General features: G+C 72.7%; 13 protein-coding genes. 7 read left to right on the top strand and 6 right to left on the bottom strand.

What is annotated here, in order from left to right:
- Positions 1-68: 68 nt before the first annotated feature.
- Complete coding sequence (locus Q0L15_RS00155) at positions 69-1,193, bottom strand: ROK family transcriptional regulator (RefSeq protein WP_296601355.1); 1,125 nt, start codon at positions 1,191-1,193, stop codon at positions 69-71.
- 135 nt (positions 1,194-1,328) lie between these two features.
- Positions 1,329-2,300: a cation diffusion facilitator family transporter gene (locus Q0L15_RS00150; RefSeq protein ID WP_296601352.1), complete on the bottom strand. Its 972-nt coding sequence runs from the start codon at positions 2,298-2,300 to the stop codon at positions 1,329-1,331.
- A gap of 34 nt (positions 2,301-2,334) precedes the next feature.
- On the opposite strand from Q0L15_RS00150, the gene Q0L15_RS00145 reads away from it, so the two are divergent.
- Complete coding sequence (locus Q0L15_RS00145) at positions 2,335-3,225, top strand: SGNH/GDSL hydrolase family protein (protein ID WP_296601351.1); 891 nt, start codon at positions 2,335-2,337, stop codon at positions 3,223-3,225.
- On the opposite strand, the gene Q0L15_RS00140 is transcribed toward Q0L15_RS00145, so the two are convergent.
- The 3 genes from Q0L15_RS00140 to paaN all read right to left on the bottom strand — a co-directional run bounded on the left by Q0L15_RS00140 (position 3,208) and on the right by paaN (position 8,063).
- Positions 3,208-4,734, bottom strand: a complete 1,527-nt coding sequence (locus Q0L15_RS00140) for an amidohydrolase family protein (RefSeq protein WP_296601350.1) — start codon at positions 4,732-4,734, stop codon at positions 3,208-3,210. The two genes, Q0L15_RS00145 and Q0L15_RS00140, sit on opposite strands and share 18 nt — an antisense overlap.
- A 55-nt stretch (positions 4,735-4,789) precedes the next feature.
- The gene (locus Q0L15_RS00135; protein ID WP_296601349.1) at positions 4,790-6,247 is read right to left on the bottom strand and encodes a DHA2 family efflux MFS transporter permease subunit; all 1,458 of its coding nucleotides are present in this window, start codon (positions 6,245-6,247) and stop codon (positions 4,790-4,792) included.
- A 118-nt stretch (positions 6,248-6,365) separates the two neighbouring features.
- Positions 6,366-8,063, bottom strand: coding sequence for a phenylacetic acid degradation protein PaaN (gene paaN / locus Q0L15_RS00130; protein ID WP_296601348.1), 1,698 nt, complete (start codon positions 8,061-8,063; stop codon positions 6,366-6,368).
- Positions 8,064-8,146: 83 nt separating this feature from the next.
- Here paaN and Q0L15_RS00125 point away from each other — a divergent pair, with 83 nt between their 5' ends.
- Together Q0L15_RS00125 and Q0L15_RS00120 are read left to right on the top strand one after the other, a co-directional pair.
- Positions 8,147-8,806 (top strand): hypothetical protein, encoded by a 660-nt coding sequence (locus tag Q0L15_RS00125; protein ID WP_296601346.1) that lies wholly within the window; start codon positions 8,147-8,149, stop codon positions 8,804-8,806.
- Positions 8,807-8,815: 9 nt separating this feature from the next.
- A complete protein-coding gene (locus tag Q0L15_RS00120; protein ID WP_296601345.1) occupies positions 8,816-9,403 on the top strand; it encodes a TerD family protein in 588 nt (195 codons plus the stop codon).
- 27 nt (positions 9,404-9,430) lie between these two features.
- Here Q0L15_RS00120 and Q0L15_RS00115 read toward each other — a convergent pair whose 3' ends face one another.
- Positions 9,431-10,909 carry a serine/threonine-protein kinase gene (locus tag Q0L15_RS00115; protein ID WP_296601354.1) on the bottom strand — a complete coding sequence of 493 codons (1,479 nt, stop codon included), beginning with the start codon at positions 10,907-10,909 and terminating at the stop codon, positions 9,431-9,433.
- Between the two features lie 123 nt (positions 10,910-11,032).
- On the opposite strand from Q0L15_RS00115, the gene Q0L15_RS00110 reads away from it, so the two are divergent.
- The 4 genes from Q0L15_RS00110 to Q0L15_RS00095 all read left to right on the top strand — a co-directional run bounded on the left by Q0L15_RS00110 (position 11,033) and on the right by Q0L15_RS00095 (position 14,914).
- Positions 11,033-11,941, top strand: coding sequence for an ATP-binding cassette domain-containing protein (locus Q0L15_RS00110; protein WP_296601344.1), 909 nt, complete (start codon positions 11,033-11,035; stop codon positions 11,939-11,941).
- Entirely contained in the window at positions 11,938-12,771 is an 834-nt protein-coding gene (locus tag Q0L15_RS00105; protein WP_296601342.1) for an ABC transporter permease, read from the top strand. Before Q0L15_RS00110 ends, Q0L15_RS00105 begins: the two co-directional genes overlap by 4 nt.
- An 89-nt stretch (positions 12,772-12,860) precedes the next feature.
- Positions 12,861-13,424, top strand: coding sequence for an RNA polymerase sigma factor (locus Q0L15_RS00100; protein ID WP_296601341.1), 564 nt, complete (start codon positions 12,861-12,863; stop codon positions 13,422-13,424).
- Positions 13,421-14,914, top strand: coding sequence for a M1 family metallopeptidase (locus Q0L15_RS00095; protein WP_296601340.1), 1,494 nt, complete (start codon positions 13,421-13,423; stop codon positions 14,912-14,914). The genes Q0L15_RS00100 and Q0L15_RS00095 overlap by 4 nt, the downstream gene beginning before the upstream one ends.
- Positions 14,915-14,916: the final 2 nt, after the last annotated feature.

Here is a 14,916-nt window from a genome sequence, read left to right as displayed (position 1 = left end):
GCGGCGCAGTGCCGGGTCCTGGGTGCCGACGGGCCCGGTTGGCACGTCGTACGAGGTCGAGGGCGTGGTCATGACACGCCCAGCTGTCCCGAGAGGACGAGGACGGCGGCGCCCACCAGCACCACGTCGTCCCCGAGGGTCGAGGTGCGGACGGCGAGACCCGCGGAGCTCACCGGCATGGTGCGCTCGCGGATCACCCGGTCGGCCGCCTCGCGCAACGGCCCGTCGAGCAGCTCGGTCGGGCCGCTCAGGACGAGCTCGTGGATGTTCAAGGTGCCGACCACCGGCGCCAGCGTCGCGCCGAGCCGCTCGCCGACCTCGGTGAGCACGGCCGCGCGGTCGGCGCCGGGCGCGGCGAGGCGGCGGCGCAGGCGGGGAGCGGCGAGGATCGTCTCCAGGCAGCCGCGGCGTCCGCAGGCGCACTCGTCGCCGTCGGGGTCGACGGTGACGTGCCCGATCTCGCCGGCGGCGCCGAGGTGGCCGTGGAGCAGCGAGCCCTCGAGCACCAGACCCGCGCCCACACCGATGCCGACCCGCAGCACCAGCAGGCCCCCGTCACCGGTCTGGCCGAAGGTGTGCTCGCCGAGGACCGCGGTGTTGGCGTCGTTGGCGACGAAGACGGGCAGTCCGAGCGCCTCGGCGAGGCTGGTCGACAGCGGGGTGTCGGTCCACGCCAGGTTGGGGGCGTCGATGACCGTGCCGGCGGCGTCGACCACACCGGGGCTGCCGACACCGACGCCGAGGACCGGCCGGTCGGTCATCGCGATCAGCTCCGAGGCGAGCCGGTGCACGAGCTCGACCGCGTCGGCGCCCTGGGCACCGTCGATCGGGAGCTCGTGACGGGCCTGCACCTGGCCGGCGAGGTTGACGACCGCCCCGCTCATCCGGTCGTCCGCCGACAGGTCGAGGGCCACGATGTGGGTCGAGTCGGCGGCCAGGCCGACCAGCGTCGGGGGCTTTCCCACGCGCGCCTCGGCCGGGGCGCCGAGCTCCTCGACGAGACCCTCGCCGACCAGCTCGCCGACCAGGTCGGAGACGGTGACGCGGGTCAGCCCGGAGGTCCGGGCCAGGTCGGCGCGGCTGGCGGGACCCTCGCGGAAGAGCTGCTGGAGCAGCAGCGAGCGGTGGTGCCTCCGGGCATCCTCCTGGAGGAGCTTGCCGCGGGGCCGGAGCGGCCTCCCCACCGGGGACATCGTCGTCACGTTTGTTAGTTCAGCGCACTTACTTATTCGGTGTCAAGGGTTTCGCGAGAAGTTCGATTCGGGACTTCTGACGCTCGAGTCGGCATCTGTCTCCGGAATGAGCGTGCAGAACTCACGACTCAACGGTCAGGGAGTGAGCGAGGGCTCGTCGGGCGGGGCGAGGGTGAGGATGGCGTCCTCGATCATCGGGTCGCGCTCGATGTCGGCCTCCAGCTCGCGCAGGCGCACGGCGAGGTGGCCCTCACGGTCGTCGCCGGTGAGGTCGACGGCGGCGACCACGAACAGCCGCTGCGGCCCGACGTACTCCACGTGCAGGTAGGTGATCCGCTCGATCTGCGGGTGCGCGAGCAGCTCGGTGATCACCCGGGCGCGCAGCTGCGGGGAGAGCCCCTCGCCGAGCAGGTAGTCCATGTTGCGGCGCATCAGGAAGACCGCCACGAACGCGAGCAGCAGGCCGATGCCGATCGACCCGACGGCGTCGAACTCGGCGTGGCCGGTGAGCTGGTGGAGCCCGATGCCGGCGGCGGCGAGCAGGATGCCGAGCAGCGCCGAGAAGTCCTCGAAGAACACCGCGCGCAGCGTCGGGTTGGACGTGCGCGAGACATAGCTCAGCGGGTGCATCCCCGAGCGCCGCGAGGCGCCGTGCACCTGCCGGGTCGCCTGGGCGAACGAGATCCCCTCGAGCAGGAAGCCGATGCCGAGCACGACGTAGTTCATCGTGTAGCTCGGCGCCCCGGCCTCCTCCACGGTGAGCTCGGTGACGCCGTGCCACACCGACACGACCGCGCCCGCCGAGAACAGCCCGAAGGCCGCGACGAGCGACCAGATGTACGTCGCGCGGCCGTAGCCCCGCGGGTGCTCGTCGTCGCGGGGCCGGTTGCCCTTGCGCTCGGCGACCAGCAGGAACACCTCGTTGCCGGTGTCGGCCCACGAGTGCGCGGCCTCGGCCACCATCGAGGCCGAGCCGGTGACGGCGGCCGCGAACGACTTCGCGACGGCGAGCAGGCCGTTGGCGAGCAGCGCGATCACCACGGTCAGCATCGACTCGCTCGACTGTGCCGAGCCCGGGCGCTCCGCGGAGGTGTCGGTGGTGGCCATGGAGACCCTGTACCCGCCCACGTACGGTCGAGCCATGCGCCGACAGCTTCTGCCCCTGCTCCTGGGGGCCTGCCTGCTCACCGCATGCTCGAGCGGCAGCGACGAGCCGGTCGCCGCCCCGGCCCGCACGACCGGGTCGCCGGCGGCCGCGCCGACGCAGTACGAGCAGTACGTCGCCCTGGGCGACTCCTACACCGCGGCTCCGCTCGTGCCACCGACCGACGTCAGCACGATCTGCCTGCGCTCGGGGGTCAACTACCCCGCGCTGGTGGCCGAGGCGATGCCGGGCACCGAGCTCACCGACGTCAGCTGCAGCGGCGCCCAGACCGCGAACGTGACGGCTCCACAGTCCGGCCAGGGTGGCGGCACCGTCCCCCCGCAGATCGACGCCGTGCGCCGCGGCACCGACCTGGTCACGATCGGGCTGGGCGGCAACGACGAGAACCTGTTCGCCGGCGTGCTGGGCCGGTGCACGCAGCTGGCCCGCACCGACCCGACCGGCTCCCCCTGCCGTGATGCCTTCGTCGAGCAGGACCTGGAGGCCGCGTTCCTGCGGATCCACGGCAACGTCGCCGGGGTCGTGCGCACCGTGCAGAAGAAGGCCCCCGACGCGCGGGTGCTCGTGGTCGGCTACCCGCACATCGTGCCGGCCTCCGGCACCTGCGACCTGCTGCCGCTCGCGCAGGGCGACTACGCGTTCGCCGAGCTCGTGACCCAGGGCCTCAACGACGCCGTGCGGGCCGGCGCTGCCGACGCCGGCGCCGAGTACGTCGACCTGTGGGAGCGCACCGCCGGCCACGACATCTGCGCGGCCGACCCCTGGATCAACGGCCGGATCACCTCGGCGCAGACCGCGCTGGCCTACCACCCGCTCGCGGCCGAGCAGCGGGCGGCCGCGGAGGCGGTGCTAGCGCAGCTCCGCTGAGCCGTGCACGACCGTCCCGTCCACCACGGTCAGGGCCGAGCCGATCAACCGCAGCGCGGCTCCGAGGGCCGCGGTGTCGGCAGGGTCCAGGTCCCGCAGCAGCGGGTCGCGGTCGAGCAGCACCACGTCGCCCCGTGACCCCGGCGCGACGGTCTGCTGCCCGTCGACCGATGCCGCGAGGGCCTCGCGCACCGTCAGCGCCTGCTCGGCGTGCCAGGGGTCGCGCTCGTCGGCGCTGCGGTGGACCGCCGCCGCCATCGCGAGCCACGGGTCCAGCGGGGAGACCGGTGCGTCCGAGCCGAACGCGAGCTCGACGCCGTCCTCGAGCATCCACCGGAACGCGAAGCAGCGGCCCGAGCGCTCGCCCCAGATCTTGTCGGTGAGGTCCCGGTCGTCGAGCAGGTGCGCCGGCTGCACGCTGGCCCGGATGCCGAGCTCGGCCATCCGGCGCACGTCCTCGCGGCGCGCCATCTGGGCATGCTCGATGCTGCCGCGCGCCCCGGTGTCGGCGTACGCCGCCAGCGCCTCGGCCACGGCCGCGTCGCCGATCGCGTGGGTGGCGACCTCGAGCCCGGCACCGTGCGCACGGGCGAGCAGGTCGCGCAGGGCGGCGGCGTCGAGGTTGGGCTGGCCCGCGGGGTACTCCAGCCGGTGGGCGTCGCCGTACGGCTCGCAGCACCACGCCGTGCGGGTGTTCAGCGAGCCGTCGCTGATGATCTTGAGCGGCCCCATCGTCGCGCGGTCGTCGCAGCCCGGGAGCACGTCGCCGGTGCGCAGCCCGGCCGCGATGACGTCGTCGAGGGTGTCGGCGTAGGTCCCCCACCGGATCCGCAGCCGGTCGCAGCCCTGGGCCCAGCGCTCGGCCCACTCCTCGCGCCCGCCGCCGAACTCGAGGTCGACCAGGCCCACCACGCCCTGGGCAGCGGCGGCGTCGAGGGTGCGGCGGTAGGCCTCGGGCGAGGTGCCGTCGGTGCCGACCAGCGTCACCAGCCGCGGGTAGGCCGCGAACCACTCCGTCTCGCGCACCACCGAGTCGCGCACCGGCATCGCGAGGTGCATCAGCGCCGTGGTGTTGAGCCAGGCGTGGTGGCCGTCGCCGCTGATCAGCACCACCGGGGTGCTGCCGGAGACCGCGTCGAGCTCGGAGACCGTGACCTCGCGGTGCCATCCGCCCGAGCGATGCCCCCAGCCGATCACCGGGAGGTCGGGGTACGCCGCGATCCGCTCCGCCACGGCCCGGATCGCGTCCTCGGGCGACCGGGCGCCGGCCAGGTCGAGCCGCTGGGACGCGAGCGTCCACTGGCCGAGGTGGACGTGCTGGTCCCACAGACCGGGCATCAGCCACCGGCCGGCCGCCTCGACGACCTCGGCCCCGACCGGCCGCTCGGCGCCGTACCCCACGGCGGTCACGACGCCGTGCTCGATCGCCACGTCGACCGGACTGTCCGGCACCTGGTCACCGGCCCCGATCGGGACCAGCCGGGCGTTGCGGATGAGGAGGCTGCTCACCTGTCGAACGCTAAGCCACGTCGACCCGCCCGAAACTTTCGGGCGGGTCAACGTGTCAGGCGACCTCGGGGGCGGGCTCGTCGACGACCGACGGAGCGTGGGGGTCGGCGCCCGCCATCGGTTGTGGGCGCAGGAGGAGACCGCCGATGACGGCGGCGGCCAGGGCCGAGATCCCGCCGGCGGCGAACGCGAGCTGGTAGCCGCCGTTGAGCGCCTCGAGGCGGCTCGCACCATCGGCCGTCAGCGACTCGGTGCGCCAGGTGGACAGGCTGACCAGGACCGCGAGGCCGAGCGCTCCGCCCATCATGAACGAGGTGTTGACCACGCCGGAGGCGAGCCCGGACTCGTGCGGCTCGACGTCGCCCATCGCGGCGAGCAGCACCGGGTTGAAGGCGATGCCGGCGCCCGCGCCGAGCAGCAGCATCGAGGGCAGCACGTCGACGAGGAAGCTGCCGTCGACCGGCGCCCGGGAGAACAGGCCGAGGCTCGCCGCGGCCAGCGCGAGGCCGGCCATCAGCGGTCGCCGGATGCCGAAGCGCAGCACCAGCTTGTCCGAGACCCGCAGCGAGCAGTAGGCCATGACGACGCTGGTCGGCACGAACGCGAGCCCGACCTCGAGCGCGCTGTAACCGAGCACCTTCTGCAGGTAGAGCGCGGCCAGGAAGAACCAGGCGAACATCGCGGCCGCCCACAGCACACCGACGATCTGCGAGACCGTGACGTTGCGCAGGGCGAACAGGCGCAGCGGCACCAGCGGGCTCATCGCGCGCGCCTCGCGGATGACGAACGCCACGAGCAGCACGATGCTCGCGCCGAGCAGGCCGAGCGTGCGAGCGGAGGTCCAGCCCGCCTCGTTGCCCCCGACGATGCCGTAGACGGTGAGCATCAGCGACCCGGTCACGAGCACGGCGCCCGGGACGTCGAGGCGACCCGCGCCGTCGACAACCTCGTCGGCCGGCAGCACGCGGCGCGCGGCGATCCACACACCGATGCCGATCGGCACGTTCACGAGGAAGATCCAGTGCCACGAGAAGAGGCCCGTCAGCACACCGCCGAGCAGGACCCCCACCGCCCCGCCACCCGACATCACGAAGCCGAAGAAGCCCATCGCCTTGGCCCGCTCGGCCGGGTCGGAGAACAACCCCATGATCAGGGACAGCGCGACCGCCGACACCGCGGCGCCGCCCAGGCCCTGCACGGCGCGGCCGACCACCAGCAGGCCCGACGACGGCGCGAGCCCGCAGGCGACGGAGGCGACCGTGAACGACACGACGCCGCCGAGGAACACCCGCTTGTTGCCGAGCAGGTCGCCGAGGCGACCGGACAGCAGCAGGAAGCCCCCGAACGTCAGCAGGTAGGCGTTCACCACCCACGCCAGCGCGTCCTGGGAGAAGCCCAGGTCGGTCTGGATGGAGGGCAGCGCGACGTTCACGATGCTGGAGTCCAGCACGATCATCAGGTCGCCCAGGCAGAGCACGTACAGCGCGAGCCAGCGGCTCTTGAGGTCGGTCATCTCGTCTCCTCGGTGGCGGGGGTCACCCTCTCCACGAACGGGGCACTACGAGATCGACAGACCCGACAGGATCCCTCGCCTCATCGTTGAGCCGCCCGAAAGTTTCGGGCGGGTCAACTCAGACGTGGCGGCGGGACTGGACGAACCGGAACCGGGAGGCGACGTAGGCGCCGTCGGTGTACGACGCGGTGGCAGCCGGGTTGGCGCCGGTGCCGTGGAAGTCGGAGAACGCCGCGGACTGGTTGACGAACACCCCGCCGAGCAGGTTCTCCGAGAGCGCCACACCCGCGTCGAGCGCCGCCTCGCGCATCTGCTCGACGACCGCCGTCGAGGTGGAGTAGACCGAGGCGGTCATCGCCCCGTGGGCGATGACGGTGTCGCGGAACAGGTCGATCGACTGGTCGGTGCCGGCGGTCTCGATGAGGTAGGCCACCGGCCCGAAGCACTCGGACTCGTAGACGTCGGAGTCGTCCGCGGTCAGGCCGACGAGCGTGGGCGTGCGCACGGTCGCGTCGTCGTACGCCGGGTGCGCGACGGTCCTCGACGCGACGAGCACGTGGCCGCTCGACGCCTTCTCCAGCCGGGCGAGCACGCCCTCGTCGACCACGCCGCCGAGCAGCTCGACCGCGCGGGCGTCGTCACCGAGCAGCCGGTCGAGCGCCGCGCCGATGCCCGCCGCCACCTCGTCCGGGGTCTTGACGCCCTCGTCGGTGGCCATCCCGGCCGCGGGCACGTAGACGTTCTGCGGGGCCGTGCACATCTGGCCGGAGTAGAGCGAGAACGAGAAGGCGAGGTTCTGGCACATCGCCGCGAAGTCCGAGGTCGAGTCGAGGACGACGGTGTTGACGCCGGCCTTCTCCGTGAACACCACGGCCTGGCGGGCGTTCGCCTCGAGCCAGTCGCCGAACGCGTTGCCGCCGGTGAAGTCGACGAGCCGCACCTCGGGGCGCACCGCGAGCGCGGCGGCCAGCCGGTCGGCGGGGTCCTCCGCGGCCAGGGTGACCAGGTCCGGGTCGAAGCCCGCCGCGGCGAGGACGTCGCGGCACACCTGGACGGTGATCGCCAGCGGCAGCACGGCTCCCGGGTGCGGCTTGACGACCACGGGGTTGCCGGTGACGAGCGAGGCGAACAGCCCCGGCCAGGAGTTCCAGGTCGGGAACGTGTGGCACCCGATCACCAGGGCCACGCCGCGCGGCACCACGGTGAACGTCTTCTCCATCCGCAGTGGCTCGCCCCGGCCGGGCTTCTCCCACACGGCCGTCCCCGGCACCCGGGTCATCTCGGTCCAGGCGTAGGCGATCGCCTCCAAGGCACGGTCGAGCGCGTGCGCCCCGCCGGCCTGGAAGGCCATCACAAACGCCTGCCCGCTGGTGTGCTGGACGGCGCCGGCCAGCTCGAAGATGCGCGCATGCAGCTGGGAGAAGATCTCCAGGCACACCCCCGTCCGTCCGTCCGGTCCCGCGTCCCGCCACTGCCTCATGCCAGCACGCGCCGCCGACAGCAGCGCGTCGACGTCCGCGACGCGGGGGTAGGACACCTCGAGGTCGAAGCCGTACGGCGAGCGCTCGGTCGCCACCCGGCCCTCGGCTCCCGGGGTCTCGAGCGGGAAGGCGCCGCCGAGCCAGGCCTCGAAGGCCGCCTTGCCCGCGGCGGCTGCGCCCTCGCCGTACACCCGCGGCGACGGGGACTCGTCGAACGCCGAGAAGTACTCCCGGCTCGCGCACGCCGCGACGGCGGCGTCGAGGCGCTCGCGGTGACGGGCGAACAGGTCCGCAGCGGTCGTCCCAGCGGTCGTCCCAGCGGTCGTCTCGGTCATGGCGGCCTCCCGGTCTGTGACAGAACCCGGACACTCTGACACAGATCTGTCACATCGCCGAGGGACGACTACCCTCGGGGGCCATGAGGGTGCGGTGGATCGGGCTGACGCTCGCCCTCGCACTGCTCGGCGCGGCCGGCGGCTACGGCCTGGCCACGCTGGACGAGCACGAGCCGGCCGTGATCGCCCAGGCCGAGCCGGTGCCGGCCCAGTCGCCCTCGGTCCCGATCGACCCGCCGCCGACGTTCGCACCCGACATCGACTACCCGCCGCTCTCCACCACGCTGAGCTACCGGACCCACCGGATCGGCAACCCGCCGTTCTTCCTGTGGACGTACGAGGCTCCCGTCGGCTGGGTGCGCACGACGACCGACCAGCCCCAGGAGTACCGCTGGCGGCCCAAGTTCGAGCCGGACGTGGGCGGCTTCAGCCTGCGCGTCAAGATCGTGACCCAGCGCCTGACCCCGCAGCAGATGGTCGACCAGAAGATCGCGGCGATGGAGTCGATCTACGACGACGTCGAGGTCGTCGAGTCCGACGAGGACGAGGTCTACTTCACCTACCGCGACGGTCTCGACCACCAGCGGCACAACCTGTTCCGGTGGGTCGCCGCTCCCGACCAGACGGCCGCGAGCTTCGAGATGAGCGTCGCCGGCCGGGCCGTCGACGTCGCCGGGCTCAAGGCGCTGATCGAGCACGTCGCGGTGACGGTCTACAAGGTGCCGCCGGGCACGCCCGAGTAGGTTCGAGGCGTGATCGAACTCCAACCGGGCCAGGAGATCGACCTGGTCCACGCCGACGGCACCCCCCTCACCCGCCTGCGGATGGGGGTGGGCTGGGACAAGGAGCGCACCGCCGGCTTCATCGGCACCGGCGCCCCCGACATCGACCTGGACGCCTCCGCGGTGCAGTTCAGCGGCACCCAGCTCTTCGACCTGGCCTTCTACAACCACCTCAGCACCCGCGACGGCTCCGTGGTCCACCTCGGTGACAACAAGACCGGCAGCGGCGCGGGCGACGACGAGGCGATCACCGTCGACCTGGCGAAGGTCTATGCACGAGTCGACACGATCGTGTTCCTCGTCAGCAGCTACCAGGGCCACACCCTGGAGTGGATCAACAACGCCTACTGCCGCGTGGTGGCCGAGGGCGTCGAGGGCCCCGACGGTGCCGAGACCGAGATCGCCCGCCTCACCCTCACCGCCGGCGTCCCCGAGACCGGTGTGGTGCTGGCGAAGATCGTGCGCGACGGCGACCGCTGGCGGCTGCGGGCGATCGGCGCCGGGGTGCGCGTGACCAAGCCCAGCGACTCCGTGACGGCCCTGGCCCGCTTCCTCTAGACCCGGCCGGTCCGAGCCAGCAGCTCCTCAGAGCCCGAAGCCGTAGGCGTGCACGTCGTCGAGGACGGCGTTCGCCGTGGCCCGGTCGGCACTGCGCACCTGCACCCACAGCAGGCGGTTGGCGGCGAGCTGGACGACCCGCTCGACGGTCACGCCGCCGGGGCAGCGGGTGTAGACGACCGTGCGGATCGCGTTGTCCCCGATCGTGTCGTCCACGGGGTCCTGCGCCGCCCGGCACTCGGGATGCTGCGGCACCTGCTCGGGCAGCTCGTCGCCCGGCATGATCCCGAGGAAGACGCCCTGCGCGGTCGACCCGACGTCGGTCCAGTCCGGCGTGGTCCCGACCGAGAGGGCCGGGAACTCGCCCCCACCTTCCGGCGCCTTCCAGCCCCGCGAGGAACGGGCACGGTCCCAGTCGCCGGGCACGGTCACCGAGAGGGTGCCGGTGCGGCTGTCGGTGACCGTCACCTCGGCGTCCTGGCGCTGCTCGACGGCGTACCCGGCTCCGGCGCCCGCGGCGAGGGCCGCGAGCGCGGCGACCACCCCGAGGATCCGGCGGCCCAGGCGCCGTCGCGGCGGCACCGGGTCGGGCAGCGGCTGCGAGACCAGCAACGGGCTCGGACGTGCTCCCGGCTGGGTGAGGTCGGGGTCCAGCGGCAGCCACGGTCCCGACGCGTCGACGGTCGCGCCCGGACCCAGCGCGGTCGTGAGCGCCTCGACGTACGTCGTCACGTCGGGCCAGCGCTCCTCGCGGTCCACGGCGAGCCCGCGGTGCACGACCGCCTCGACGGCCTTGGGGAAGACCCGGTCGGGCGTCGAGAGCGGCGGCGGGGCGCCGGGTGCCGCGGCCGCGGCCAACGAGGCGTGGGCGTACGGCGCCCGACCACTGAGCATGAGGTAGGTCAGCGCCGCCAGGGAGTACTCGTCGGCGCGCGGGTCGAGCGGCTCGCCCTGGGCCTGCTCGGGGGCGACGAACGACGGCGTGCCCGCGATCATCGTCAGCCGCGAGGACATGTCGAGCGCCTTGCCCAGGCCGAGGTCGGCCACCATCGCGCGGACCTCGCTGCGCCCGCCCTCCTCGACGGTGCGGAACAGCACGTTGGCCGGCTTGACGTCGCGGTGCAGCACCCCGCGCACGTGCAGCGCCTGCAACCCCGCGCCCACCTGGCGCACCACCTCGAGCGCCTGCCCCGGCGTGAGCCCGAGGATCTCCAGCCGGTCGGCCAGCGTGCCCTGGTCGGCGTACGACATCACCAGGTAGGGGCGGCCGTCGTCGAGCTCGCCGGCGTCGTAGACGGTGACGACGTAGGGCGACTCGACCTTGCGCAGGAAGCGCCCCTCCTCGAGGAACCGCTGCCGCACGGCCTGGTCCTCGGTCCAGTTCTCGGCGAGCACCTTGACGGCCACCGGGGAGTCGAGCTGCTCGTCGTAGGCGAGCCACACGGTCGCGAACCCGCCCGACCCGATGCGTCGGCGCACGGCGTAGCGGCCGAGACGAGCGGGCATGGGCACGGCCCCATCATGTCAAAGGCCGGGGTCGGACCCTGAGACCGTTTCGGGGTCGGCTCAGGGGCGCCGGGTGCCGCTTCCCCGATGTCGGCGACGGCCGTGCGGCGCGAGGGTTGACCCATGATCACGGTCGACTCCCTCACCAAGACCTACGGCGGCTTCACCGCCGTGGACGACGTCTCCTTCACCGCCCGGTCCGGGCGGGTCACCGGCTTCCTCGGCCCGAACGGCGCCGGCAAGTCCACCACCATGCGGATCATGGTCGGACTGACGCCCGCCACGTCCGGCACCGCGCACGTCAGCGGCCGCCGCTTCGCCGACCTGCCCAACCCGGGCCTCGAGGTCGGCGTCCTGCTGGACGCCTCGGCGCAGCACGCCGGCCGCACCGGACGCGAGATCCTCACGATCGCCCAGCGCACGATGGGCCTCCCGGCCCGGCGCGTCGAGGAGATGCTCGAGATGGTCAGCCTGACCGCCGACGAGGCCGGTCGGCGGGTCAGCAACTACTCCCTCGGCATGCGCCAGCGGCTCGGCATCGCCACGGCGCTGCTCGGCGACCCGGAGGTGCTGATCCTCGACGAGCCCGCCAACGGTCTCGACCCCGCCGGCATCCGGTGGATGCGCGACCTGCTGCGCGGGTACGCCGACCAGGGCGGGACCGTGCTGCTCTCCTCCCACCTGCTGCACGAGATCGAGGTCATCGCCGACGACCTCGTCGTGATCGGGCAGGGCCGGATCGTGGCCCAGGGCACCAAGACCGAGCTGCTCGCCGCGGCCGGCACGCTGGTGCGCACCCCCGACCTCCCGACGCTCGCCCGCGCCCTCGTGGACGCCGACGTCGAGTTCACCCGGACCTCCGACGCCTTGCGCGTCGAGGCCGACCCCGACCTCGTCGGCCGGCTCGCGCTGGCCGCCGGCGTCCCCCTGACCGAGCTGCGCGCCGGCGACGGCGCCGGGCTCGAGGAGATGTTCCTCGAGCTCACCGCAGACACCCAGCGCGACGACATCTCCGAAGGAGCAGCAGCATGACCACCCTGACCCTCGAGCACGAGCACGAGAACGAGCGCGCCCACCGCGACGACCTCCTCGTCGCACGCTCCGCACCGGCCCCGATCCCGATGTCGCGGATCGTCGCGGTCGAGCTGCGCAAGTCCTTCGACACCCGCTCGGGCTTCTGGCTGCTGGCCAGCGTCGGCATCCTCGCCACGCTCGCCACCGCCGCCACGATCCTGTTCGCGCCGGACAGCGAGATCACCTACATGACGTTCGGCACCGCGATCGGCGTGCCGATGGCGATCATCCTGCCGGTGATCGCGATCCTCTCGGTCACCAGCGAGTGGAGCCAGCGCACCGGGCTCACGTCGTTCACGCTCGTGCCGCACCGCGCCCGGGTCGTCAACGCCAAGCTCGCGGTCGCGGTCGGCGTCGGGGTCGTCTCGATGCTGCTCGCCCTCGGCATCGGCGCGCTCGGCAACCTGCTCGGCGCCGCGATCGTCGGCGTCGACCCGGTCTGGGACGTCGCCGCCGCCGACTTGGTCGGCCTGCTGCTCTTCCAGATCGTCAACATGCTGATCGGCTTCATGCTCGGCGTGCTGTTCCGCAACTCGGCGGGCGCGATCGTCGGCTACTTCGTCTACTCGTTCGTGCTGGGCACCCTCACCGAGGTGCTCTCGGCCACGCAGGACTGGTTCGAGCGGATCCAGCCGTGGATCGACTTCAACTACACCCAGGGGTCGCTCACCGAGATGTCCGCGATGACCGCGGAGAACTGGGCGCAGCTCGGCGTGACCGGACTGGTCTGGCTGGTGCTGCCGCTCGCGGTGGGCCTGCGGGCGGTGCTCCGCTCCGAGGTGAAGTAACGACGTCATCACCCTTCCCCGCTGCCTGGCTAAGGTTCAGGCAACGGGGAAGGGTGTCTGCGTGATGAGTGAAGCCCACGGGTGTGGCGATGGATGAAGCACTGACGGCCGACGAGATCGACGAGCTCGCCCGGCGCGCCCAGGGCGGTGACCGCGATGCGCTCGAGGCACTGCTGACCGCCATCCGCCCACGGGCGCTCAACGTGTGCCGGGGCGTGCTGCCCCACCTGGCCGACGCCGAGGACGCCTGCCAGGAGGCGCTGATCAACATCGCCAACAAGATCGGCTCGTGGGGCGGTCGCGGTCGCTTCACCACGTGGATGCACGTCGTCGCGGTCAACTCCGCCCGCTCGACGTACCGCCGCCTGAAGAACCAGGCGACCGCGAGCGACCCGCTCGACCACGGCCCGCTCGACCGGCCCGACCCACGCACCACCAGCGTCATCGCCGGCACCCGCCTGGACCTGCTCGAGGCGATGGAGACCATCGAGAAGGACCACCCCCAGTTCGTCGAGCCGCTGCTGCTGCGCGATGTCTACGGGATGTCCTACGAGGAGATCGCCGAGCTCGTCGGCGCGCCGCTCGGCACGATCAAGGCGCAGATCCACCACGGCCGGCGACTCGCCCGACCTCTCCTGCGAGGTGGCGAGTGAGGGCCGCCGCCCTCCTCACCTCCGCGCTGACGTGCGCCGCGCTGCTGGCGGGATGCACGTCCGAGAAGGACACGCCCCCGGCACCCACGCCCGCGCCGTCGCCGGCTACCGGCAGCCCGAGCACGAGCCCGACCGCCAGCGCGTCCGGTCCCTCGAACGGTCCCTCTGACGGTGCCACCGGCGACGCCGCGGACGGCTACAGCACCCCCGTCGAGGACCGGAACTACCCCGACGTGGGCGACCCCGGGGTCGACGCCCTGCACTACGACCTCGACCTCACCTGGCGGCCGGCCACCCGCACGCTCGAGGGCGTGGAGACCCTCGAGCTGCGCGCCACCGAGGACGCCGACCACCTCCAGCTCGACCTCGCCCGGCCGCTCGAGGTCGAGAAGGTCCTGCTCGACGGTGCCCCGGCCGACCACCGCCACCGAGGCAAGGACCTCGTCGTCGAGGCGGACGTCGCGACCGACGAGCTGCACACCCTGGTCATCACCTACGCCGGGCGGCCGCGACCGGTCCCCGCGCCGGTGCAGCGCAGCGACTTCGACTCGACGGGCTGGACGGTGACCCACGACGGGGCGACCTGGACGATGCAGGAGCCCTATGGCGCCTACACGTGGTACGCCGTCAACGACCAGCCCTCCGACAAGGCGCTCTACGACTTCACGCTGCGGGTCCCTGCGCCGTTCGTCGGGGTCGCCAACGGCGCGCTGCTCGAGCGCTCCCGCGCGGACGGCGACACGGTCACCCGCTGGCGACTGGACAGCCCGGCGTCGTCGTACCTGATCACCGTCGCGTTCGACGACTTCACGATGACCGAGGACACCGCGAAGTCCGGCATCCCCCTCACCTACTGGACCCCGCGCGGCCGGCCCGACCTGCTGCGCCGGGTCGAGCGCACCCCCGAGGCGCTCGACTGGGTCGAGCAGCACCTCGGCCCCTACCCCTTCGACACGCTCGGCATCGTCGTCGTCGACTCCCAGAGCGGCATGGAGACCCAGACGATGATCACGCTGGGCGACACCGCCTACGCGACCTCGCCCGAGGTGCTGGTCCACGAGATCGCCCACCAGTGGTACGGCGACGAGGTCACGCCGATCGACTGGCGCGACGTGTGGATGAACGAGGGCATGGCCACGTTCGTGCAGGGTGTCTGGACGGCTGAGTCCCAGGGCGAGCCGGTGTCCGCGGTCATGGACCGCTGGGCGGAGCTCGAGCCCCGGCTGCGCGCCGAGGCCGGGCCGCCGGCGGCCTACGACCCCGACGCGTTCGGCTCCTCCAACGTCTACTACGGGCCCGCGCTGATGTGGGACGACCTGCGTCAGCGACTCGGGGACGCGGAGTTCTGGCGGCTCGCGGCCGCCTGGCCGCGGGCCTACGCCGAGGGCAACGCCGACTACAACAAGATCACCACCTGGTGGACCGAGCACTCCGGTGAGGACCTGACGGCGTTCTTCGCCGCCTGGCTGCTCGGCGAGACCACGCCCTGACG

It is taken from the genome of Nocardioides sp. (assembly GCF_024509035.1).
Taxonomy (GTDB): domain Bacteria; phylum Actinomycetota; class Actinomycetes; order Propionibacteriales; family Nocardioidaceae; genus Nocardioides.
Note: the sequence above shows the minus strand (reverse complement) of the source record. Positions and strands in the feature narration are given on the sequence as shown.

Excerpts from the sequence above, each read along its gene's own strand:
- Q0L15_RS00155 (WP_296601355.1), bottom strand. The coding sequence starts at position 1,193 with ATGTCCCCGGTGGGGAGGCCGCTCCGGCCCCGCGGCAAGCTCCTCCAG.
- Q0L15_RS00150 (WP_296601352.1), bottom strand. The coding sequence starts at position 2,300 with ATGGCCACCACCGACACCTCCGCGGAGCGCCCGGGCTCGGCACAGTCG.
- Q0L15_RS00145 (WP_296601351.1), top strand. The coding sequence starts at position 2,335 with ATGCGCCGACAGCTTCTGCCCCTGCTCCTGGGGGCCTGCCTGCTCACC.
- Q0L15_RS00135 (WP_296601349.1), bottom strand. The coding sequence starts at position 6,247 with ATGACCGACCTCAAGAGCCGCTGGCTCGCGCTGTACGTGCTCTGCCTG.
- paaN (WP_296601348.1), bottom strand. The coding sequence starts at position 8,063 with ATGACCGAGACGACCGCTGGGACGACCGCTGGGACGACCGCTGCGGAC.
- Q0L15_RS00125 (WP_296601346.1), top strand. The coding sequence starts at position 8,147 with ATGAGGGTGCGGTGGATCGGGCTGACGCTCGCCCTCGCACTGCTCGGC.
- Q0L15_RS00115 (WP_296601354.1), bottom strand. The coding sequence starts at position 10,909 with ATGCCCGCTCGTCTCGGCCGCTACGCCGTGCGCCGACGCATCGGGTCG.
- Q0L15_RS00110 (WP_296601344.1), top strand. The coding sequence starts at position 11,033 with ATGATCACGGTCGACTCCCTCACCAAGACCTACGGCGGCTTCACCGCC.
- Q0L15_RS00105 (WP_296601342.1), top strand. The coding sequence starts at position 11,938 with ATGACCACCCTGACCCTCGAGCACGAGCACGAGAACGAGCGCGCCCAC.
- Q0L15_RS00100 (WP_296601341.1), top strand. The coding sequence starts at position 12,861 with ATGGATGAAGCACTGACGGCCGACGAGATCGACGAGCTCGCCCGGCGC.